This is a genomic window from Streptosporangium roseum DSM 43021 (assembly GCF_000024865.1).
GTDB classification, from domain to species: domain Bacteria; phylum Actinomycetota; class Actinomycetes; order Streptosporangiales; family Streptosporangiaceae; genus Streptosporangium; species Streptosporangium roseum.
Map to the genome: position 1 here is coordinate 1,500,744 of NC_013595.1, position 22,639 is coordinate 1,523,382.

The window sequence follows — 22,639 nt, forward strand, 5'->3', positions numbered from 1 at the left end:
TTCAAGGCCCCTCCTCAGAAGACGTCGAGGCATCGGTTCGGGTGGCGCACGTGGGAGGTCGATGGTGCCTCCCACGTGCGGTTATCTGGCTCTGGGGCCATCCCCGTAACGTTCCTCGAACCGAGGTTCTGAAACGTGACCCACCCGGTTAACCGGACATCGAGTCATAAATATCCCGGCTCGCTGCCGGTCCGCGGCCCTCCGCCCGACGCCCCGGCAGAAGGCCCGCTGCGCCTGCGGAAGGTCCGGCGCGCCTGCAGCAGGCACGGTGGCACCGGCAGCGGGTACGGCGGGCTCACAGGAGGCCCGGAAGGCTCACAGCAGGCCCGGCGGGCTCACAGGAGGTAGGGCTTGAGCTCCCGGCGGGCGACCGTACGGATGTGGACCTCGTCGGGGCCGTCGAAGATGCGCATCGCGCGGGCCTGGGCGTACATCATGGCGAGCGGGACGTCGTCGCAGACACCCATGCCGCCGTGGACCTGGATGGCCCGGTCGATGACCTCGCAGGCCATCCGGGGGGCGACGACCTTGATGGCGGAGATCTCCGCGGCGGCGGCCTTGGCGCCGACGGTGTCGATCATCCAGGCGGCCTTCAGGGTGAGCAGCCGGGCCTGGTCGATGGCCAGCCGGGACTCGGCGATCTGCTGCTGGACGACGCCCTGCTGGGCGAGGGTCTGGCCGAAGGCCACGCGGTTGGCGGCGCGGGAGCACATCAGCTCCAGGGCGCGCTCGGCCATGCCGATCGCCCGCATGCAGTGGTGGATGCGGCCCGGTCCCAGACGCGCCTGGGCGATGCGGAAACCGTCGCCCTCCTCCGCGAGGAGGTTCGAGGCGGGCACCCGGACGTCGGTGAAGACGATCTCGGAATGGCCGTGCTGCTCCTGGTAGCCGAAGAGCGGCAGGTGGCGGACGACCTCCACGCCGGGGGTGTCCATGGGGACGAGGATCATCGACTGCTGGCGGTGCGTCGGGGCGTCGGGGTCGGTCTTGCCCATCACGATCATGATCTCGCAGCGCGGATCGGCCGCGCCGGTGATGAACCACTTGCGGCCGTTGATCACGTACTCGGAGCCGTCGAGGGTGATGGAGGTGGCGATGTTGGTGGCGTCGCTGGAGGCCACCGCGGGTTCGGTCATCGCGAACGCCGAGCGGATCTCGCCGGAGAGCAGGGGCTTGAGCCAGCGCTCCCGCTGTCCGGGCGAGCCGAACATGTGCAGGACCTCCATGTTCCCGGTGTCGGGGGCCGCGCAGTTCAGCGCCTCCGGGGCGAGGTCGATGGAGCGGCCGGTCACCTCGGCCAGGCTGGCGTAGTCGAGCACCGACATGCCCGACTCGTCAGGCAGGAACAGGTTCCATAGACCACGCGAGCGAGCCTCGGCCTTGAGCTCCTCGACGACCGGTGGCAGGGTGTGGTCGTCGTGCCCCTTGGCGAGCCGCCACCCGTGGTAGACGGGCTCGGCGGGATACACATGGGACACCATGAAATCGGTCAGATTGGCGAGGTATTCCTCCGCCTTCGTGCTGAGCGCGAAGTCCATGGCGGTCAGTTTGGCACCACCCCTCTCCGGCTCACTCACCGGCCATGCCTAACCTGGATCCGGTTCCAGATGAGGAGGCGGGATGCTCAAGGGTGTGCTGATCGACTGGGGTGGCGTGCTCACCACGGGGCTGTCCGAGGCGATCACCGAGTGGATCGTCGCCGACCGGATCGACCCCGGCCACTACCGCGACGTGATGCGCCGGCTGGTCCTGCACGCCTACGAGGGCTCCGGGTCCGGCGAGAACGCGATCCACGCGCTGGAGCGGGGCGAGATCTCCGGGCTGGACTTCGAGCGGAACCTGGCCGCCAGGCTGGTCACCACGGACGGCGTGCCGCCGGTCGCCGAGGGGCTCCTGGCCAGGATGTTCGCCGGGTTCCAGCGGGTCGAGCCGATGTACGACATGCTCCGCCAGGCCCGCGCGGCCGGGCTGCGGACCTGCCTGGTCTCCAACTCCTGGGCCAACGAGTATCCCCGCGAGGACTGGGACGACTTCTTCGACGAGATCGTCATCTCGGGGGAGGTCGGCATGCGCAAGCCGGAACCGAGGATCTTCGAGCACGCGCTCGGCAGGGTCGGCCTGGCGGGGCCCGAATGCGTGTTCGTGGACGACATGGAGGCCAACATCACGGCCGCCCGCGCGCTCGGCATCGTCGGCGTGCACCACCGGGACCCCGAACTGACCATCACCGAGCTGGAGCGGCTTTTCAGCGTGCCGCTGCGCTGACGGCCCGTGCCGTTCCCGGGTGCCACCGGTCGCGGGGTCACGCCGCCGCTCCGTCCCGGGGCGCCGGATCTCGCGACCGGGTCGCCGGGACTGGCACACTCGATGGATGATCGGCGTCGCACCGGACGCCGGTGTCGGAGAAACAGATCGAGGCATGGATGCGCGTCTACCTGCCGTGCACGCTCCCCGCGCTGGCCCGTGTGGTCACCCTGGGGGAGCTCGGCCCGGCCCCGCTGACCGGCTACGCGGTGACCCCCGCGTTGGTCGAGTGGTACGTCTCGGGTGACACCGAGGAACTGGAGTACGTCGCCCTGACCGAGGCGGCCAGGGCGTCGCTGCGGATGCTGGCCGCCGACCGCGCCGACGGCGTGCAGGTGGCCGCGCGCCGGGTGGTGATCGCCGCCGAGGTGCCGGACGGGAGCGTGAGCGCGGGCGCCGAGCTGGAGGAGCGCGCCCGCGTACGGCTCGCCGCGGCGATCCCGATGGCCGACATCGCCGCGGTCCACGTGGACGACCTGTCCGCGGTGGAGGACGTCGAAGCCGCGATCGCCGCGCTCCCGGCCGCCGACCGGGGCGATGACGACGCCCGGTTCGCCCTGGACGGCGCCGAGGCCAACGAGCTGCTGTGGTACGCCACCCAGGAGATACCCGACCTGGTCGGCTGAGCGCTCCGCCGGGGGTCCGCGGCGGTGGTCGGGGATGCCTCCGGCGGCGCGGTCTGACTATCCTGGAGGGCGATATGAGACACATTGTTTGGGACTGGAACGGCACGCTCTTCCACGACATCGACGCCGTCGTCGGAGCGACGAACGAGGTGTTCGCGCCCTACGGGCTGGGCTCCTACGATGTCGACGGCTTCCGGGCGGTGTACACACGCCCCATCTGGACGGCCTACGAGCGCATGCTCGGCCGGGCGCTCCACGACGGCGAGTGGGAGAGGCTGGACCTCGGCTTCCACGAGAACTACCACCGGCTGATGCTGGAGTGCGGTCTCGCGGCGGACGCGGCCTCCACCCTGGAGAGCTGGGAGCGGGAGGGCGGCAAACAGTCGCTGCTGTCGATGTGGGCGCACGAGCGGCTGGGGCCCAAGGTCTCCGAGTTCGGCATCGACCGGCACTTCACCCGGATCGACGGGCTGCGCAGCGCCTCCGGCGGGCACAAGGCCGATTCGATGGTGACCCATCTCGCGGCCCTCGGCCTGGACCCCGCCGAGGTGCTCGTGATCGGCGACAGCCTGGACGACGCGCACGCTGCCCAGCACGTCGGGGCGCGGGCCGTGCTCTACACCGGCGGCATGACCAGCCGGAGGGACCTGATGGCGTTCGGCGTCCCGGTCGTGGATACCCTCGCGAACGCCATCGACTACGCCTGAAACGGATGATTTCGGCATTGGTGGCGGTCGGGGTACGGCCGTAGCCCGTACCCTGGGCATCCGCACCATTCCGGGAGGCCCCGATTAGCCGGCTCGTTCTCTGGAACGTCGATCTCACGCTGGTCGATGTGTCCATCATCACCCGCGAGGCGTACGCGGACGCCTTCCGGAAGGTCACCGGGCGGCCTCTGGTCAAGCTGACCCAGCACAACGGCCGCCCGGACTCGGAGATCGTCTTCGAGACGCTGGCCATCAACGGGATCGTCGCCGAGGACGACCACCTCCCCGAGTTCCTGGAGGCGCTGGGCGAGGCCTTCGGAGCGCGGCGCAAGCGCCTGACCAAGGACGGCCGGACGATGGCCGGGGCGGCGGACGCGCTGAAGGCCGTGGCCAGGCTCGACGGCACGGTCCAGTCGGTGCTCACCGGCACGATAAAGAGCAACGCCGTGCACAAGCTGACCGCCTTCGGCCTGGACAGGCACGTGGACTTCGAGGTCGGCGGCTACGGCGAGGAGGTCTACCCCAAGGCCACCCTGCTCCAGGTCGCGCAGGGCCGGGCCAGGCAGAAGTACGGCGGCACCTTCGACGGCGGCAACACCGTGATGATCGGCGACTCGGCCAGGGACGTCCAGGCCGCCAGGATCGCCGGGGCGTCGATGATCGCGGTCGCCACCGGCCGCTCCCTCCCGGCCGAGCTCCACGAGGCGGGGGCCGACGTGGTCCTGCCCGACCTGTCCAACCCGTCGGAGGTCGTCGCGGCCGTGGCCGGGCTCACCTCACCGGCCCGCAAGGCCGGTTAGGCCCCCGCCCCACGGCCTCGCCCGGCCCCGCCTCACGGCTCCTGCCCGGTCCCCGCCTCACGGCTCCCGCCCCACGGCCTCCGCCCGGCCCTCGCCCCACGGCCCGCGCGACGCGTGGTCGTCACGGACGGCGAGCGGCGATCTCGCGGACGACCGAGGCCAGCAGGTCGATGTCGGCCTCGGTGGTGCGCCAGTTGAGGATGGCCGGTCGCAGGGCGGTCATGCCCCGGTAGGTGGTGGTCCCGGCGTAGACCCGGCCGTCGGCGAGCAGTTCCCGGCCGATCCACGCGTTCAGCGCGTTCAGCTCCTCCTCGGGGACGCCGGGCGGGCGGTAGCGGAAGCAGACCACGCACAGCCGTACCGGGGCGAGCAGTTCCAGGTCGGGGGCCTCTTCGACGGTCGCGCCCAGCCGTAGGGCCAGATCGTGGTGGCGCTCGACCATCTCCCGGTGGCCCTGCCTGCCGTAGGCCCGCAGGGTCGCCCAGATGGGCAGCGCACGCGCGCGGCGGGAGGACTCCGGGCCCAGGCAGTTGTAGTTGACGTGCGGGTCGTCCTCGGCCGGGAGGTACGCCGCGCCCCACGGGCCGAAGGTCCGGCCCATGAGCTCCGGGTCGCGGACGAACGCGAACCCGCTCTCGTAGGGGACGTTGAGCCACTTGTGCCCGTCCGCGGCCACCGAGTGTGCCCGCTCCACCCCCCTGACCAGGTGCGACAGGCGGGGCGAGGCCGCCGCGAACAGGCCGAAGGCCCCGTCCACGTGCAGCCAGGCACCGTGCCGCCCGGCCAGGTCAGCGAGGTCGTCGATGGGGTCGAAGTCTCCGGTGTTCACCTCGCCCGCGTTCCCGACGATCACCGCCGGGCCGTCGATCCGTCCGAGCTCCCGGTCCATGGCCTCCAGGTCGACCCGCCCCGCCTCGTCCCGGGCGAAGACGCGGACGCCGTCCCGGCCGCAGCCGAGCGTCAGCAGCGCCTTGCGGCTGCTGGGGTGGATGTACCCCCCGGCCAGCACGGGCATCCGCGGCAGTCCGGCGAGCCCGTCGGCCGTCACGTCGGCACCGTGGCGCTCGCCCCACCACTGCCGGGCGCACGCCAGCCCGGTGAGGTTGGCGAAGGTCGCGCTCGGGGTCAGCACGCCGCCGTAGGACCGCGGCAGCCCGAACAGGTCCTTCAGCCACCGCAGCACGACGGTCTCCGCCCGGGTGGCGAACGGCGAGGTCAGCCAGAGCCCGCCTGCCTGGTCCAGCAGGGAGGTCACCCAGTCGCCCGCCTGGGCCGCCGGGGTGGAGCCGCCGACGACGAAGTGGAAGAAACGCGGTCCCGAGGAGTGCGTCGCCGCCTCGGTGCCGACGTGCAGCAGACGTTCGACGCTGTCCAGCGTGCCTTCGCCGTCCTCGGGGAGCGGGCCGTCGAGCAGGTCGAGCAGGTCGTCGGCCCCGTGATCGTGAACGGGACGCCCGCCGAGCGATTCGAGGTAGGGGCCGGCGGCTCCGGCCACCATCTCCAGCGCGGCCGCGGCCTGGTCGCGTTCGTTCAAAGGATCACTCATCCCTCAGGAGAACACACGCCGGTCGCGGCCCGCCAGCCTCTTTTCGATCTTCGATGGGCTAGGGCGCCGTAAGCCCGCCGAGGAACCGGCCCGCGATGGGCGCGGCCACCGTGGAGCCCGCGCCGCCGCCCTCCACGATCACCGAGAACGCCAGGTCGTCCCGGTAGCCGATGAACCACGCGTGGGACGGCGGCTCCTTGCCCGAGCCGAACTCGGCGGTGCCGGTCTTGCCCGCCGTACCCGGGGGGAAGGAGACCGCGCTCGCCGTGCCCTCCACCACCACCGCGGGCATCAGCGTGCGCAGCGCCCGCACCACCCCCGGCTCCAGCTTCCTCGGCTGGACCGCCGGCAGCAGGCCCGCGTCCACCAGCCGGGGCGGGCGCCAGGAGCCGTCGGCGATCGCCGCCGCCACGGTCGCCATGTTCAGCGGGCTCGTCAGGACGCGGCCCTGCCCGATCGAGGCCGACGCGAGGTCGGTGTCGTCCTTCGGGTCGGGGAACTGTGCCCGTACGGCGGGCACTCCGGGGTCCACCGGGCCTCCGAACCCGAAGCTCGCCGCTACCGCGGCCAGCCGCTTCCCGCCGAGCCGGTCCACGCTGAGCCGCCCGAACGTGGTGTTGCACGAGTGGGCGAACGCCTCGCGCAGCGCGACCGTGCCGTAGTCCTTGAACCCGGCGTTGTGGAAGGGGAAGCCGCCGATGTTCTGCTCGGCCGGGCAGGGCACGAGCCCGCCCGCGGTCATGCCGTCGGCGATCAGGGCCGAGGCCGTGACCACCTTGAAGGTCGAGCCGGGAGGGTAGTGGCCGAGCAGCGCCCGGTTGAACCCGCCGGGCTTGTTGACCACGGCCAGGATCTCGCCGGTCGAGGGCCGCAGCGCGACCAGGGAGGCGGGCTTGTCCACCGTGTCCAGGGCCGCGGCGGCGGCCCGGTGGACGCGCAGGTCGATCGTGGTCCGCAGTTCCTCGCCGGGCTTGGCCTCGGCGGTGGCGAGCGTGGCGACCTGCCTCCCTCCCCGGACCAGGTCCACCCGGGCCGAGGAGGTGCCGGTGAGCCGGGAGGCGTACTTCTCCCTGAGCCCCTCGACGAGCTGCTGCACCGAGCCCGGCGCGGTGGCGGTGTCGACGCGGGTCCCGTCGGCGGCCAGGATCGGCGCCTGCTCGGCCTTGACCAGCACGGTCTTGAACCGCAGGCCGGATTCGAGCCGGGGATGGATCGCCGCCGGGCTCCACTTCACCCGCCAGGTCCGCTCGTGCTCGACCAGTGCCAGCGAGCCGTCGTAGGCCCAGTCCACCGGCCCGTCCAGTTCGGCGTGGAAGGCGACCTCGGAGTCGGTGCTCCCGGTGACCTCGAAGCCGGCCCCCGACAGCTTCAGGTCGGTCCGGAACCGCTTGTACCAGCGGTCGAAGTCGCCGGGCGGCTCGACCGTGAGCGCCCGCATCGCCGGGTAGTCCTGCCTGCCCCACGCCGCCAGGAACTCCCGGGCCGTCTGCTCGGCCGATCCCTGGGTGCTCAGCGCCCAAACACCCCCGCCGACCACGGCGACCGGCACCAGTACGGCCGCCGCCAGGTATTTCAGCTTCATCAGTCGTCCCCTTATCCTCGCGGACCGAGGAGACCAGAGATATGTCCTTGATGTCCAATATTGGTATGTGGCCATTATTAATACAGAAACGGATATAGTTGCTGTTCATGGACCTCGTGCGACATCTGCGCTACTTCACGGTCGTCGCCGAAGAACTGCATTTCGGCAACGCGGCGGTCCGGCTCGGCATGGCCCAGCCGCCGCTCAGCCAGCGCATCCGGCGGCTGGAGGAGGAGCTCGGCGTGCGGCTGTTCGACCGATCCAGCCGCCAGGTCCGGCTGACCGAGCCGGGCCGGCTGCTGCTGGCCGAGGCCCGCGAGATCGTCGCGCGGGTGGACCGGCTGCGCGACCTGGCCGGGCGGGGGGAGAGCGCGGTGCTCCGGGTGGGGGTCACCCCCGACCTGGGATCGGCGCTGATCGCGGCGCTGATCGCCGGGTTCCGCGACCGCGCGCCCGAAGTACGGCCCGCGCCCGCCGAGATGTGGAGCGCCGACCAGGTCATCGCGCTCACCGACGGCACCCTCGACGTGGGCCTGCTCCGCCACCCGGTGACCGCCCCCGGGCTGAGCTTCGGCCCGGTGCTCGTCCAGCGTCCAGGCGTGGTGCTGGCCGAGGCCGACCCGCTCGCGGCGATGTCGTCGGTGCACCTGGCCGACCTGGCGGGCCGGCAGCTCGTGCTCTTCCCCCGGGAGCCCGGCCTGCACGAGGAGACGCTCGCGGAGTGCCGTCACCACGGGTTCGTCCCGGAGAAGGTGCACGAGGCGCAGACCCTCGGACTGGTCCTGGCCGGTACGGCCGTCGCCTTCGGGCCCCGGGTGGAGCTGCCGGGACTCCGGTGGAGGCCGCTGCTGGGCAGTCCCCTGGCATGGCGGATCTCCACGGCCTGGCGGGGAGAGGCGACGGACGCTGCCGTAGCCTTCGGGGCGGTGGCCGTTGGAGTGCTGAAGGAGAATGCCGGGATGACCGACGACGGTGTGGCGCCTGCGCGGCGCGTCCGTGCCAGGCCCGCCTCTGGATTCCTGGCGTGACCGACCTCGGCGGCCTGTTCCGCGCGGCCGGAGTGACCGGGTTCCTGCACGCGGTGGACGTGGACACCGGGGCCGAGGTCGCCCACGGCGCCGACGAGCCCGTGGTCATGGCCTCGGTGTTCAAGCTGGCGCTGCTGGTGGAGTTCTTCCGGCAGGCGGACGCGGGACGGCTGGACGTGACCGAGCGGGTCACGGTCATGGCGGACCGCCACACTCCCGGGCCCACCGGAGTGTCGGCCATGGCCGACGACGTGACGATGTCCCTGCGCGACCTGGCCTACCTGATGATCGCGGTGAGCGACAACACCGCCGCCGACGCCCTGATCGGCAGGGTCGGCCTGTCGGCGGTCAACACCATGCTCGCCGCCGAGGGCCTGGACGGGACATGGGTCGAGCACGACTGCCGGAGCCTGTTCGCCAGCATCGTCGAGGACGCCGGACAGGAGGAGATGCCCACCGACCCCGCGGTGATCGCCCGGCTCCGGGCACTGGACCCGGCACGCACCAGCCGGAGCACCCCGCGAGACATGACCCGGCTGCTCGGCATGGTCTGGCGCGACGAGGCGGCCTCGGCCGCGTCGTGCGCCTCGATGCGCAGGCTGCTCGGCCTGCAGGTGTGGCCGCACCGGCTGGCCGCCGGATTCCCCTACGACGACGTGGCGGTCAGCGGCAAGACCGGCACGCTGCCCACGCTCCGCAACGAGGTCGGCGTGGTGGAGTATCCCGACGGCGGTCGCTACGCGGTCGCGGTCTTCACCCGCTCCTACGGCACCGCGCAGAACCAGCCCCGCGCCGACGCGGTGATCGGCACCGCGGCGCGGGCCGCCGTGGAACGGCTACGTGGGTGACCCACATCGCGAATCCCGAGGGTGTGTGGTCGCCGGGGATGACATTCCGGCGAGCCGCCGAGAGGATGGGGCCATGGTTGAGGAAGGTGCGCTGCTCTGGGAACCCGCCCCGGAGGTCGTGAGGGACGCCAAGGTCACCCGCTACATGAAGTGGCTCGGCCGGCCCGGTGACTACGAGTCCCTGTGGCAGTGGTCGGTGGACGCCCCGGCCGAGTTCTGGACGTCGGTCTGGGACTACTTCGGTGTCGTGGGTGAGCGTGGTGACGGGCCCGTCATATCCGGGACGATGCCCGGCGCCGAATGGTTCACCGGATCCACGCTGAACTACGCGGCCAACGCGCTGCGCCGGGCCGGGAACGACCCCGACCGGCTCGCGGTGGTCTTCCGCGACGAGGCGGGCGGGCGGCGGACGCTCACCCTGGGAGAGCTGGCCGAGGAGGTCGCCCGGGTCCGTACGGGCCTGGCCGGGCTGGGCGTCGGCCGGGGGGATCGGGTGGCGGCGTACGCGCCGAACATCCCCGAGACGCTGGTCGCCTTCCTCGCCACCGCCTCGCTGGGGGCGATCTGGTCCTCCTGCTCCCCGGACTTCGGCGCGCCCAGTGTGATCGACCGCTTCACCCAGATCGAGCCGAAGGTGCTCATCGCGGTCGACGGCTACGACTACAACGGCAAGCGGTTCGACCGGGCCGAGGTCGTCCGGGACATCGCCGCCAAGCTGCCGACCCTGGTCGCGCAGGTGCGGATAGCGACGCCGTACGGCCCCGGCACGCCGGGCGCCGACGGCGCGTCCGGCACCGGCAGCCCGTCCGGCGGTCCCGATGAGCCGGGCACCGAGGGCACGTCCGGCGGTTCCGGCGCGCCGGGCGCGGGGCGGGCCCCGTCGGAGGGCGGCACCACCATCCTCGGCTGGGCGGACCTGCGCGACTCCGCCGGGCCGCTGGCCTTCGAGCCGGTGCCCTTCGGCCACCCGCTCTGGATCGTCTACTCCTCCGGCACCACCGGGCTGCCCAAGCCGATCGTGCACGGCCACGGCGGCGTGGTGCTGGAGCACCTCAAGGCGCTCTCCTTCCACCAGGACCTGGGCGAGGACGACGTCTTCTTCTGGTACACCACCACCGGCTGGATGATGTGGAACTACCTCATCGGCGGCCTGCTGGTCGGCTCGACGGTGGTCCTCTACGACGGGGCGGCCACCTATCCGGGCACCGACGCGCTGTGGCGGCTGGCCGCCGAGGAGGGGGTCACCTACTTCGGCACCGGCGCGCCGTACCTGGTCGCCTCCATGAAGGCGGGCCTGCGGCCCGCCGGGCTCACGGCGCTGCGCGGCCTGGGCTCCACCGGCTCGCCGCTGCCGCCCGAGGGGTTCGCCTGGGTGCACGACGCGCTGCCGGAGGTCCAGCTCGGCTCGTTCTCCGGCGGCACCGACGTCTGCACCGGCTTCGTCGGCGCGGTGCCGCTGCTGCCGGTCCGGGCGGGGGTCATCCCGTGCCGCTGCCTGGGGGCCAGGGTCGAGTCCTTCGATTCGTCGGGCGCGCCGGTGGTCGGTGAGGTCGGTGAGCTGGTGCTGACCGCGCCGATGCCGTCGATGCCGGTCATGTTCTGGAACGACGCCGACGGGTCGAGATACCGGGAGAGCTACTTCGCCGACTACCCGGGCGTCTGGCGGCACGGCGACTGGATCAAGATCCTCCCCGACGGCGGCTGCGTGATCTACGGCCGTTCCGACTCCACCCTCAACCGGGGGGGCGTCCGGATGGGCACCAGCGAGTTCTACCGCGTGGTGGAGCGCTTCGACGAGATCGCCGACAGCCTGGTGATCGACACCGGCCAGCTCGGCCAGGAGGGCCGCCTGCTGCTCTACGTCACCATGGCCGAAGGGGCCGCCCTGTCCGACGCGCTGGTCACGGACCTGCGCGCGGCCCTCAGGGACGCGCTGTCCCCCCGGCACGTGCCGAACGAGATCATCGAGGTCCCCGGGATCCCGCGCACGCTCAGCGGCAAGAAGCTGGAGGTCCCCGTCCGCAAGATCCTCCTCGGCGTCCCCCCGGAGAAGGCCGCCAACCTCGACGCCATGGCCAACCCGGAGGTCCTGTCCTACTTCGCGCCGGTGAAGGACTGACGCGGGGGCACCGCGGACGCCTCGGCCCGCCGAGGCGTCCGCGGTGCCGGAGAGCGGCGGGCGGGGTCCGGGGCAGTGGATCTCCGGCCCCGCCGGAACGGCCCGGCCGTCGCGGGACAGGCGTGACCGGTGTCTCCGCCCGGCGATCTACGTGATCTCCAGGGCTGTCCCGGATCTCCAGGACTGTCCTGAGGGGGACATCCGTCCCGGGGGACGCGGACACCGGCTCATGCGGCCCGGGACACGTTCCGGGTTCGGTGAACAGATGCTGAAAAATCCTGATTCGTTCCGCCGGATCGTCGCCGGGGTCGCGCTGCTCGCCTGGCCGGTGCTGGAGTTCCTGGCCTTTCTGACCTCGCCCCCGGGCGCCGAGCACGACCCCGCCGTCTTCCGCGAGCACCCGGCCCTCGTCCAGGTCAGTGGCCTGCTCTACCTCTGGACGGCGCTCGCCCTCATCCCGGTGGTGCTCGGCCTGGCCCACCTGCTGCGCCATCGGGCCCCGGTGACGGGCAACATCGGCGCCGCGCTCGGCCTGGTCGGCGCCGGACACGCGCTGACGCTCTTCACCACCGACTTCTACGACCTGGCCCTCGCCCAGACCCTGCCCGACGCGCAGGCGGAGGCGGTCACCGCGCGGGCCGGCGAGCTGCCGGGCTTCCTGTACGGCATGCTGCTGCCGGGGTTCCTGGCCCACGTCGGGCTGCTGACCCTGCTCGTGGGGCTCGTCGTGACCGGGGTGGCCCCCTGGTGGGTGCCCCTGGCGGCCCTCGCGGGGACGGTGGTGCCGTTCGTGACGATGGACCAGCCGCCCGCCGTGCAGTCCACGGGCGCGCTGCTCCACCTGGCCGCCTACGGCTGGATCGCGCTCCACGTGCTGCGGATGCCGGACGCCGGCTGGCGGGCGGGCCTCACAGCCCCGCCTCCCTCGCACGCATGATCGCGTGAGCCCGGTCGGCCACCTGAAGCTTGGAGAACACCGCCGAGACGTGGTTGCGCACGGTCTTCTGGCTCAGCCCGAGCCTGGCGGCGATCTGCGGGTTCGTCAGGTGCTCGGCCACCAGGCCGAGGATCTCCCGCTCCCGCCGGGTCAGCTCGGGCAGCGCCGGCTCGCTCCGCTCCCGCTCGGTGAAGTAGCCCGTCAGCCGGGCGGCGATCGCCGGGCCGAAGATGGCCTCCCCCTCGGCCACCGCCTGCACCGAGCGGACCAGCTCCGCCTTGCGGGCGCCCTTGAGGACGTAGCCGCGGGCCCCGGCCCGCATGGCGGCGAACACCGAGTCGTCGTCGTCCGACATGCTGAGCACGATCACCCGGATGTGCGGGTGATCGTGGACGAGCCGCTCGGTCGCCGCGATCCCGCCCATGCCGGGCATCGCCAGGTCCATCAGGACCACGTCCGGCTGCGCCCGCCCGACCAGGGCCAGTGCCTGCTCCCCGTTCGCGGCCTCGTCGACGACCTCGATCCCCTCGGCCGCCGCCAGCAGGGCGCGCAGCCCCGCGCGGAACCCGGGGTGGTCGTCAACCAGCAAGATCCGGACCACAGGCGTCCTCTCCCTCGTGCGCCGGCAGCGTGACCCTGACCAGGGTCCCGCCCTCCGGGCGTTCCTCGACCGTGCACGTTCCGCCCAGTTCCAGGGCCCGCTCGCGCATCGACGCCAGCCCGACCCCGGTACGGCCGGAGCCCGGCCCGTCCGGCCGCGTCCCGCCGCCCCCGGACGGCCCGATCCCGCCGCCGTCGTCGGACACCTCAAGCCTGAGCGTGCCGCGGGCCACCTCGACCCGCAGTTCCGCGCCGGTCGCGGCCGCGTGCCTGCGCACGTTGGCCAGCGCCTCGGCGGCGATGCGGTAGGCGGCCACCTCCGTGGCCGCCGGCAGCGGCGGCAGGCCGTCCGGAGCGTGCACGGTGACGCGCAGGCCGGGCGGCTGCCGGGTGGCGTGGGCGCGGAGCGCGCCGAGCAGCCCGAGGGAGTCGAGCGCGGGCGGGCGCAGCCCGTCCACCAGGGTCCGCACGTCGGTCACCGCCGCCTCGGCGTCGCCGACGATGTCGGCCAGCAGCCGCCGCGCGTGCTCCTCCTCGACCAGGTCGTGCACGGCCTCGGCCCGCATGGTCAGCGCGGCAAGCGTGGGGCCGAGCCCGTCGTGCAGGTCGCGCCGGAGGCGACGGCGTTCCTCCTCGCGCGCCATCACCAGCCGCTCGCGCGAGCGCCGCAGGTCGGCGGAGAGCCGTACGGCGTGCACGGCCACCGCCACCTGCCTGGCCAGGTCGGTGAGGACGCGCATGTCGCGGGGGCCGAACCCGCTCTCTCCCGGCCGGGGCGACAGGATGAGGTCTCCGACCCGTTCCCCGCTGTGCGTCAGCGGCAGCCGTACCGGATCGCCGACGGCCGCGCCGAAGGCGTGCCGCGAGCCCGCGGCCGTCTCCACCGCCGCGTACGGCAGGCGCAGGGCCTCGGCCACCGACCGCGCGACCCCGGCCAGCACGGTGCCGGGCTCGCCGGTGTTCTCCAGCCGGCGGCCCAGGCGGGTGAGCGCCGCGTAGGGGTCGTCCCGCTCGCCGTACGTCAGCAGGTTGACCCAGCTCTGCAGGCGTTCCCGCAGCGGCGCGAAGACGAGCGCCACGAGCCCGGCGGCCAGCACGGAGACCGGCAGGTCCCCGCCGGGGAAGATCGCGCCGAGATAGCCCACCACGGCCACGTAGCCGCCGGTCACGCAGCCCGACAGCAGCGCGTAGACCAGCGTGCGGTTGATCACCAGGTCGATGTCGAAGAGCCGGTGGCGCAGGATCGCGACGCAGATGGCGGCGGGCACGAGGGCCGTGCCCAGGGCGCCGGGCAGCTCCCACAGGGAGCTGGTGACCGGCCAGATCGTGTCCGGGAACCCGTCGGTCAGCCCGGCCGCCAGCCGGGCCGCGACGACGAGCACCAGGAGCCCGACCACGTAGGCCAGCCACTTGATCTGGCGGCGTTCCGGCTCGCCGCTCCGCAGGGCCCTGACGAGCAGGTCGATCCCTCCGGCGACGAAGACCACCGCCATGAGAGCCGTCATCGCGGTCTCCATCGCCGGCGCCACCCGGGCCAGCCCCGCGACCCCGAGCGGGTTGACCACGCCGGTGTCCGTGCCGACCTGGTGGTTCTCCCCGGGCCGCAGCGCGCTCACCGCCATGGTCAGCACCGCGGCGACGGCCACCGCGCGGACCGGAGGACGCAGCCGGGGGGAGGAGAGCCGCCCGCTGGGGAAGATCAGCGGGATGAGGGCGAGCGACAGGTTCGCGGGCACCCAGAGCCAGGTCTGCGGCCACGCCAGGGCCTGGGCGAGCGGCAGTCCGGGGCGGGTGACCAGGCCGAAGATGGCGTACTGGCCGCAGGCCTCCATGAGCGCGAAGCAGAACCCGCTCAGCGCCAGCAGCCGGCCCACCGCATGCTCCGGCCGGCGCGAGCCGATCAGGCCGCCCGCCAGCGCGGAGGCCACCACGAACAGCAGGTGGCTGAGCGTCCGGGGATCGGTCCCGTCGAGCACGGCCAGGACGACGGACAGGGCCACCAGGAGCAGGGTCACAGCGCAGCACGGCCACGCGATGCGCGCCGCTGTCGTCACTGTCCCTCCCGAGCCGGTCGCCCCACCGTACAAGCGCCTCCGCCCGGAAAAGGAGGGACGGTGTCCCGGGACCCGCACGGGCGGAGCGGCGCCCAACCGGTCTCAGATCCCCTGCCCGGACGGTCTCAGGTCTCCCGCCCAACCGGTCTCAGATCCCCTGCCCGGACCGGTCTCAGATCTCCCGCCCAACCGGTCTCAGATCCCCTGGGGGAGGCGGAAGAGGCGGCCCGGGTCGTGGGCGGCCTTGACGCGGGCGAGCCGCTCGGCGTTCGCGCCGTAGTAGGCCGATCGCCAGCCGCGGAGCTCGGCGTCGACGTAGTTCACGTAGGCGTGGTCGCCGAAGTGGGGACGCATGCTGGCGTGCGCGGTCCTGGCCCAGCTCGCCGCCCCGGCGCGGTGGGCGTAGTACTGCACGCTGTAGAGGGCGGCCCGGTGCGGGAAGGCGGTGGCCTCCGGGCGGACCCGGCCGACGGCGCCGCCGAGGGCGTCCAGGAGCACGGTGTGGTTGCCCGGCCGGGCGACCTCGGCGACCAGAGCCCTGGCGCCGGCCTCCGACAGCGGGCGGTAGGCCATGTGCGACTTCGCGGTGAAGTTGTCCCGCGAGAGCCTGCCGTCGCGGGTCTGGCCGGGCAGGGAACCGCCCCGGTGGCACTGGGAGACCGACAGGGTGGAGCAGCCCGCCATGATCATCATGGCATGGCGGTAGGAGGTCTGCCGGACGTAGCTGGAGGAGACCGCGCCGATCCGGTCGGCCAGCCGGTCCAGCAGCCGCTCGCAGCCCGCCCTGTCCCCCAGGTAGAGGCCGCCGATCTGCACGTCCGTCCCGCCGTCGCGGCTCAGATGCATCGTGGACCACAGCTCGTCGGGCGTGGAGGGAACCCACGCCTGCCACGCCCGGAGCGCCTTGGCGGCCCTGGCCCACGGCCAGTGCAGGAAGAACACCGTCACCTCACGCGTGCGGTGGGTCCGGAAGCCGAAGGAGACCGCCACGCCGAGGTTGCCGCCGCCCCCGCCGCGCGAGGCCCAGTAGAGGTCGGCGTTGTGGTCGGCGTCGCAGGTCAGCAGCCGGCCGTCGGCCGTGACGATCTGGACGGACTCCATCACGTCGCAGGTCAGGCCGTACTTCCTGGAGACCACGCCGATCCCGCCGCCCAGGGCCAGCCCGCTCACCCCGACCGTGGGGCAGGTGCCCGCCGGGATGCTGACCCCGCTCGCGCCCAGCCTCTCGTAGACGTCGACGAGCTTGGCGCCCGCCCCGACGGTCGCCCGGCCGGACGCGTGGCTGACCTTGTCCATCGGGGAGACGTCGATGACCAGGCCGGTGCCGGTGGACCATCCGGCGTAGGAGTGCCCGCCCGACCGTACGGCCAGCGGCACGTTCGTCCGCCGGGCGAAGCCGACGCACTCGGCCACGTCGGAGGGGGTGGCGCAGTAGGCCACGCCCGCGGGCCGTACCCCGTCGAAGGAGGGGTTGAACAGGCGGCGGGCCGTGTCGTAGGAGGCGTCGCCCGGCCTGATGAGCCTGCCGTCCAGCCCTCCCGCCAGAGCGTTCCAATCCGATCGGGAGGGACCTGCCGACGCGGACATCCCGGCTCCCAGGGTCAGGGCGGCCATGCCGCCGATCCGAAGAAATGTCCGTCTGTCCGGAGCGGGCCGCATGATCGTCTCCCCGAGGGTTGCCGTTTTCCTGCCCGTTGAGACGGTCGCCTGGCCCGCCTGGTTGGTCACATTCGCATCACATCGACCGCACCCGCCGCGGACCCCTACGATTGGCGGTGGGGAGGAGATCCTCCCTTCCGGGAGCCGGGTGCGACGCCATGGCCGCCGGGCACCGCCGACGGGGACCTTTCGATCTCCTCAGCGGCGGCAGGGCTGCCACGTTGACGTTTTACGGCTTTTCGGGTGGTATTCAGGAGCGGCGGCATGTTCCGGTCAACGGGGATCGGGGCAGGTGGCCGCTGGAGGTGTTGTGCCGCGGGCCATGTCCGGTGAGCGGAGTGACGTGAGCTGTCTGGACCGTCCGAGGGGCGCCGGTGTGACCGGACTCGCCTGGCGCCGTCGCCGCTCTTCCGAGCCCACCCTGTGGGATGCTGGCCTCACCGCCCTCTCCCAGCGAGGATTCGCCGTCTCCGACCAGGAGACCTCCGGTTCTCCGCTGACGGTGGCGAGGGACCGCGGGTCACATGAAGACCCGCGGCGACTGGCCGAGGACCGGCTCACCCATGACGAGACCGCCGCCCCGCCGCGGACGTGTCCGCGGTCGGCGGCCGAGCCGTGGATCGCGACGGAGCCGGGGCCGTCGTGCCCCGGAAGGCGCCCGCGCCCGCATTACCTCCCCCTTATGTGGGAACTACGGACTTGGTCCTAGATCCCTAATCAAATGTGGAAAAACCCCTCACAAAGGAGTGAGAGCGACATGCCGCTCGACGAGGCCAAGGACGAGCTGCTGAGGAGTGCCGCCGAGATGTGCGCGCACACACCGGGCAGTGACCACGTGGGTGCTGAGGAGGCGCTCGCCTACCTCAGGCTCTACTACCGGCATGTCGCGACAGAAGACCTGCTGAGCCGGAACCCGGTCGACGTGTACGGCCCGGCGATGGCCCAGCGTCAGCTCGCGGAGAGGCGCCCCCAGGGCCGCGCCATGGTGCGGGCCTACACCCCGAGCCTGGAGGAGCACGGCTGGGACCCCGGCTGCTCGGTCGTCGAGGTGGTCACCGACGACATGCCCTTCCTCGTCGACTCGGTGACGATGGAGCTCGACCGGCACCAGATCGGCACCCAGCTCGTCGTCCACCCGCAGATGAGGGTGCGCAGGGACATGACGGGCAAGCTGCTCGGCCGGGAGCAGGACGACGTCACCGGGCAGACACTCGTCGAGTCCTGGATGCACTTCGAGATCGACAGGCAGGCCGACCCGGCCACGCTCAAGGAGCTCGAAACCGACCTGCAGCGCGTCCTGGAGGACGTGCGCTACGCCGTCGAGGACTTCGTCAAGATGCGGGCCCTCGCCGTGCAGACCGCCGAGGACGTGTCGGTCAACCCGCCGCCGCTGGACCTGGCGGGGGTCGAGGACAGCCTGGAGCTGATGCGCTGGCTGGCCGACGGGCACTTCACCTTCCTCGGCTACCGCGAATACCGCCTGGAGGAGACCCCGGAGGGCGACACGCTGCGCCCGGTGGCCGGGACCGGGCTGGGCATCCTCCGCCACGACAAGGCGGGCTCCGACAGCTTCGCCGCCCTCTCCCCGGAGCTGCGGGCCAAGGCCCGGGAGAAGCAGCAGATGCTGATCATCACCAAGGCCAACACCCGCGCCACCGTCCACCGCCCCGCCTACCTCGACTACGTGGGCGTGAAGCTCTTCGACGCCTCCGGCGAGGTCATCGGCGAGCGGCGCTTCCTGGGCCTGTTCACCCACGTGGCCTACAGCGAGTCGATCTCCCGCATCCCGGTGCTCCGGCGCAAGCTGGCCGAGGTCCTCGACCTGGCCGGGTTCGCCCCCGACAGCCACGACGGCAAGGACCTCATCGAGATCCTGGAGACCTTTCCCCGCGACGAGCTCTTCCAGACCCCGGTGGAGCAGCTCCTGCCGATCGCGCTCGGCGTGCTCAGGCTCCGCGAGCGCAAGCAGGTCAAGGTCTTCCTCCGCCCGGACGACTACGGCCGCTACATCTCCTGCCTGATCTACCTCCCGCGTGACCGCTACACCACGAAGATCCGCGTCAAGATGCAGGAGATCCTGCTCAAGGTGGTCGGTGGCACCTCCTTCGACTACAGCGCGATGATCGGCGAGTCGGCCCTCGCCCGGCTGCACGTGGTCGTGCGCGGCGAGCGGGGCAGGCCGCTGAACGCCGAGGCGGTCAACGTGGAGGAGCTGGAGGCCAAGCTGGCCGCCGCCACCCGCTCCTGGGAGGACGACCTGGCCACCGCCATCGCCGAGCTGAGCTCGGAGGAGGAGACGCCCGGCCTGGTCCGCCGCTACGCCTCGGCGTTCCCCGAGGGCTACAAGGCCGACTTCCCCGCCCGGATGGCGGTCGCCGACCTGCGCCGCCTGGAGGCGCTCGCCGTCTCCTCCGACGAGATCGGGATGAACCTCTACGAGCCCTACGACGCCGCCGAGGGCGAGCGCCGGTTCAAGCTCTACCGGATCGGCGCCGCCATCTCCCTGTCGCACGTGCTGCCGCTGCTCCAGCGGATGGGCGTCGAGGTGGTCGACGAGCGGCCGTACGAGATCAACCGCGACGGCGACGCGCAGACCAAGGACGCCTGGATCTACGACTTCGGCCTGCGCTACACCCCCTCGTCGGAGGTGGACAGGGACGAGTTCAAGCGGCTGTTCCAGGACGCGTTCGGCGCGCTGTGGCGGGGCCGGGTGGAGAGCGACGGCTTCAACGCGCTCGTCCTGGCCGCCGGGCTGACCTGGGAGCAGGCCGAGACCCTGCGGATCTACGCCAAGTATCTGCGCCAGGCCGGGACCACGTTCAGCCAGGACTACATCGAGCGGGTGCTGCTCGGCAACGTACGGCTCGCGCGGCTGCTGGTGCGGCTGTTCGAGGCCAGGCTCGACCCCCGGCGCTCGGAGGAGGTCCGGTCGGACCTGGGCGAGGCGCTGAACGAGGAGATCCTCGGCGCCCTGGACGACGTGGCCTCCCTGGACGAGGACCGCATCCTGCGGGCCTACCTGGAGATGATCAATGCCACGCTGCGGACGAACTACTTCCAGACCGTGGACGGCGAGCGCAAGCCGTACATCAGCCTGAAGTTCGACTCGCCGTCGATCAGCGTGCTGCCGCTGCCCCGGCCGAAGTTCGAGGTCTTCGTCTACTCGCCCCGGGTCGAGGGCGTGCACCTGCGCTTCGGCAAGGTCGCGCGAGGCGGCCTGCGCTGGTCGGACCGGATGGAGGACTTCCGCACCGAGGTCCTCGGCCTGGTGAAGGCGCAGATGGTGAAGAACACCGTCATCGTCCCCACCGGGTCCAAGGGCGGCTTCGTGGTGAAGAACCCGCCGAAGTCGGGCGCCCGGGAGGACGTGCTGGCCGAGGGCGTCGCCTGCTACCGGATGTTCATCTCCGGCCTGCTGGACATCACCGACAACCTCGTCGACGGCCAGGTGGTCCCGCCCGCCGACGTGGTCAGGCACGACGAGGACGACACCTACCTGGTGGTCGCCGCCGACAAGGGCACCGCGACGTTCTCCGACATCGCCAACGCGGTGGCCAAGGAGTACGGCTTCTGGCTGGGGGACGCCTTCGCCTCCGGCGGCTCGGTCGGCTACGACCACAAGGCCATGGGCATCACCGCGCGCGGCGCCTGGGAGTCGGTCAAATACCACTTCCGCACGGCCGGCGTCGACATCCAGACCACCGACTTCACCGTGGCCGGTGTCGGCGACATGTCCGGTGACGTGTTCGGCAACGGGATGCTGCTCTCCCAGCACATCCGGCTGGTCGCCGCCTTCGACCACCGGCACATCTTCGTCGACCCCGCCCCGGACGCCGCGCGCAGCTACGCCGAGCGGGCCAGGCTGTTCGCGCTGCCGCGCAGCTCGTGGGCCGACTACGACGCCTCGCTCATCGCGCAGGGCGGCGGCGTCTGGCCGCGCACGGCCAAGTCCGTCCCGGTCTCCCCGCAGATGCGCACCGCGCTCGGCATCGCCGACGGGGTGACCTCGCTGGCCCCCAACGACCTGATCAGCGCCATCCTGCGGGCCCCGGTGGACCTGCTCTGGAACGGCGGCATCGGCACCTACGCCAAGGCGTCGGGCGAGTCGCACGCCGACGTCGGGGACAAGGCCAACGACGGCCTGCGGGTCAACGCCTCCGAGCTGCGCTGCAAGGTGATCGGCGAGGGCGGCAACCTGGGCTTCACCCAGCTCGCCCGGATCGAGTTCGCGCTCAACGGCGGGCTCGTCAACACCGACTTCATCGACAACTCCGCGGGCGTGGACACCTCCGACCACGAGGTGAACATCAAGGTCCTGCTGGACCGGGCGGTCCGTGACGGGGAGCTCACCGACAAGCAGCGCAACCAGCTCTTCCTCGACATGACCGACGAGGTCGCCGACCTGGTCCTGCGGGACAACTACGACCAGAACGTGGTGCTGGCCGCCGCCCGCGCGCAGGCGACGGAGATGCTGCACATCCACTCCCGCCAGCTCCGCAAGCTGGAGCGGGCCGGGCTGGTCAACCGCGAGCTGGAGTACCTGCCGTCGGACAAGACGCTCGCCGAGCGGCGCCAGGCCGGACTCGGGCTGACCGCGCCGGAGTTCTCGGTGCTGCTGGCCTACACCAAGCTGGTGGTGGACGCCGAGATCCTCGGCTCCGACCTGCCCGACGACCCCTACCTGGCCTCCTGGCTGGTGTCCTACTTCCCGACGGCGCTGCGCGAGCGCTTCCGCGACTACATGGACGCCCACCCGCTCCGCCGGGAGATCATCACCACCGGCGTGGTGAACGACCTGGTCAACTCCAGCGGGACCACCTTCATGTTCCGTCTCGGCGAGGAGAGCGGCGCCTCCACCCCGGACATCGCCCGCGCCTACCTCGTCACGCGCGAGGTCTTCGACCTGGCCAGCTTCTGGCGGCAGATCGAGGAGCTGGACAACAAGGTGGACACCTCCACCCAGATCGCGATGGAGCTGGAGGCCCGCAAGCTGGCCGAGCGCGGCACCCGGTGGCTGCTCGGCAACCGCCGCGCGCCGCTGGACCTGGCCTCCACGGTGAACTTCTTCGCCAAGGGCATGAACGGGCTGCTGGCGCACCTGCCCAAGCTGCTGACCGGCTCCGACCTGGCGGCGTTCGAGGAGCGGCGTGACAGCTTCGCCGCCCGGGGCGTGTCACCGGAGCTGGCCGAGCGGGTCGCCGCGATGGTCCCGGCCTACTCCACCTTCGACCTGGTGGAGGCGGCCGTGCACACCGGCAGGCCGGTGAACGAGGTGGCCGAGGTCTACTTCGACCTGGCCGACCGGCTCCAGCTCTCCGGGCTGCGCGAGCGCATCATCGCGCTGCCCAGGGACAACCGGTGGAACTCCATGGCACGGGCCGCGCTCCGCGACGACCTCTACGCCGCGCACGCCACTCTCACCCGTGACGTCCTGGCGCACAGCGAGCCCGGACTGTCGCCGGAGGAGCGCCTGGCGCGCTGGACCGAGGCCAACTCGGCGGCGATGGCGCGGGCCCGGCAGACCCTGTCGGAGATCTGGGAGAGCGACAACTTCGACCTCGCCACGCTGTCGGTGGCGCTGCGCGCGATCCGCACGCTGGTGGCCGCCACCAACCTGCCGCGCAGCGAGGCCTGACCGCCCGCCGGCGACCCGGCCCCCGACCCGGGGGCCGGGTCTTCCGGCGCGCCCAGGGGCCGAGGCTCCCGGGGACGTCAGGGGCAGGGTCTCCGGGGAGCGGCTCCCGGTCTCCCGAGGAGCCGGGGCCGGATGTCCAGGGGGCCCGGGGCCGGGGGCTCCGGGGACCGGAGCTCCGAAGGACCGGGTCTTCC

The 22,639-nt window shown here is 72.2% G+C and carries 15 protein-coding genes; 9 read left to right on the top strand and 6 right to left on the bottom strand.

The genetic code is table 11. The features are described from left to right. Positions 1–335: 335 nt before the first annotated feature. Positions 336–1,538: an acyl-CoA dehydrogenase family protein gene (locus tag SROS_RS06890; RefSeq protein WP_012888174.1), complete on the bottom strand. Its 1,203-nt coding sequence runs from the start codon at positions 1,536–1,538 to the stop codon at positions 336–338. 82 nt (positions 1,539–1,620) lie between these two features. On the opposite strand from SROS_RS06890, the gene SROS_RS06895 reads away from it, so the two are divergent. The 4 genes from SROS_RS06895 to SROS_RS06910 all read left to right on the top strand — a co-directional run bounded on the left by SROS_RS06895 (position 1,621) and on the right by SROS_RS06910 (position 4,437). Further along, on the top strand, positions 1,621–2,265 hold the full coding sequence (locus tag SROS_RS06895) for an HAD family hydrolase (RefSeq protein ID WP_012888175.1): 645 nt from the start codon (positions 1,621–1,623) through the stop codon (positions 2,263–2,265). A 158-nt stretch (positions 2,266–2,423) separates the two neighbouring features. Then, on the top strand, positions 2,424–2,930 hold the full coding sequence (locus tag SROS_RS06900; RefSeq protein ID WP_012888176.1) for a DUF6912 family protein: 507 nt from the start codon (positions 2,424–2,426) through the stop codon (positions 2,928–2,930). 74 nt (positions 2,931–3,004) lie between these two features. After that, entirely contained in the window at positions 3,005–3,637 is a 633-nt protein-coding gene (locus tag SROS_RS06905; protein ID WP_012888177.1) for an HAD family hydrolase, read from the top strand. Positions 3,638–3,765: 128 nt separating this feature from the next. After that, positions 3,766–4,437: an HAD family hydrolase gene (locus SROS_RS06910; RefSeq protein WP_245564581.1), complete on the top strand. Its 672-nt coding sequence runs from the start codon at positions 3,766–3,768 to the stop codon at positions 4,435–4,437. A gap of 121 nt (positions 4,438–4,558) precedes the next feature. Here the strand turns inward: SROS_RS06910 and SROS_RS06915 are convergent, their stop codons facing one another. Further along, positions 4,559–5,971, bottom strand: coding sequence for a pyridoxal phosphate-dependent decarboxylase family protein (locus SROS_RS06915; protein WP_218919821.1), 1,413 nt, complete (start codon positions 5,969–5,971; stop codon positions 4,559–4,561). A gap of 70 nt (positions 5,972–6,041) precedes the next feature. Beyond that, positions 6,042–7,565 carry a penicillin-binding transpeptidase domain-containing protein gene (locus SROS_RS06920; RefSeq protein WP_012888180.1) on the bottom strand — a complete coding sequence of 508 codons (1,524 nt, stop codon included), beginning with the start codon at positions 7,563–7,565 and terminating at the stop codon, positions 6,042–6,044. Positions 7,566–7,672: 107 nt separating this feature from the next. Between SROS_RS06920 and SROS_RS06925 the strand changes: the two genes are divergently transcribed. The 4 genes from SROS_RS06925 to SROS_RS06940 all read left to right on the top strand — a co-directional run bounded on the left by SROS_RS06925 (position 7,673) and on the right by SROS_RS06940 (position 12,497). Further along, entirely contained in the window at positions 7,673–8,593 is a 921-nt protein-coding gene (locus tag SROS_RS06925) for a LysR family transcriptional regulator (RefSeq protein WP_012888181.1), read from the top strand. Then, on the top strand, positions 8,590–9,441 hold the full coding sequence (locus SROS_RS06930; RefSeq protein ID WP_012888182.1) for a serine hydrolase: 852 nt from the start codon (positions 8,590–8,592) through the stop codon (positions 9,439–9,441). The genes SROS_RS06925 and SROS_RS06930 overlap by 4 nt, the downstream gene beginning before the upstream one ends. Before the next feature lie 73 nt (positions 9,442–9,514). Beyond that, positions 9,515–11,560: an acetoacetate--CoA ligase gene (locus tag SROS_RS06935; RefSeq protein ID WP_012888183.1), complete on the top strand. Its 2,046-nt coding sequence runs from the start codon at positions 9,515–9,517 to the stop codon at positions 11,558–11,560. Between the two features lie 265 nt (positions 11,561–11,825). Then, positions 11,826–12,497 carry a hypothetical protein gene (locus SROS_RS06940; protein ID WP_043651513.1) on the top strand — a complete coding sequence of 224 codons (672 nt, stop codon included), beginning with the start codon at positions 11,826–11,828 and terminating at the stop codon, positions 12,495–12,497. Here the strand turns inward: SROS_RS06940 and SROS_RS06945 are convergent. The 3 genes from SROS_RS06945 to SROS_RS06955 all read right to left on the bottom strand — a co-directional run bounded on the left by SROS_RS06945 (position 12,469) and on the right by SROS_RS06955 (position 16,765). Further along, entirely contained in the window at positions 12,469–13,089 is a 621-nt protein-coding gene (locus tag SROS_RS06945) for a response regulator (RefSeq protein WP_245564719.1), read from the bottom strand. The genes SROS_RS06940 and SROS_RS06945 overlap by 29 nt on opposite strands. Continuing rightward, positions 13,076–15,151: a sensor histidine kinase gene (locus SROS_RS06950; protein ID WP_012888186.1), complete on the bottom strand. Its 2,076-nt coding sequence runs from the start codon at positions 15,149–15,151 to the stop codon at positions 13,076–13,078. The genes SROS_RS06945 and SROS_RS06950 overlap by 14 nt, the downstream gene beginning before the upstream one ends. Before the next feature lie 195 nt (positions 15,152–15,346). Continuing rightward, the gene (locus SROS_RS06955; RefSeq protein ID WP_218919822.1) at positions 15,347–16,765 is read right to left on the bottom strand and encodes an FAD-binding oxidoreductase; all 1,419 of its coding nucleotides are present in this window, start codon (positions 16,763–16,765) and stop codon (positions 15,347–15,349) included. Positions 16,766–17,567: 802 nt separating this feature from the next. Here SROS_RS06955 and SROS_RS06960 point away from each other — a divergent pair. Continuing rightward, positions 17,568–22,445: an NAD-glutamate dehydrogenase gene (locus tag SROS_RS06960; RefSeq protein ID WP_012888188.1), complete on the top strand. Its 4,878-nt coding sequence runs from the start codon at positions 17,568–17,570 to the stop codon at positions 22,443–22,445. Positions 22,446–22,639: the final 194 nt, after the last annotated feature.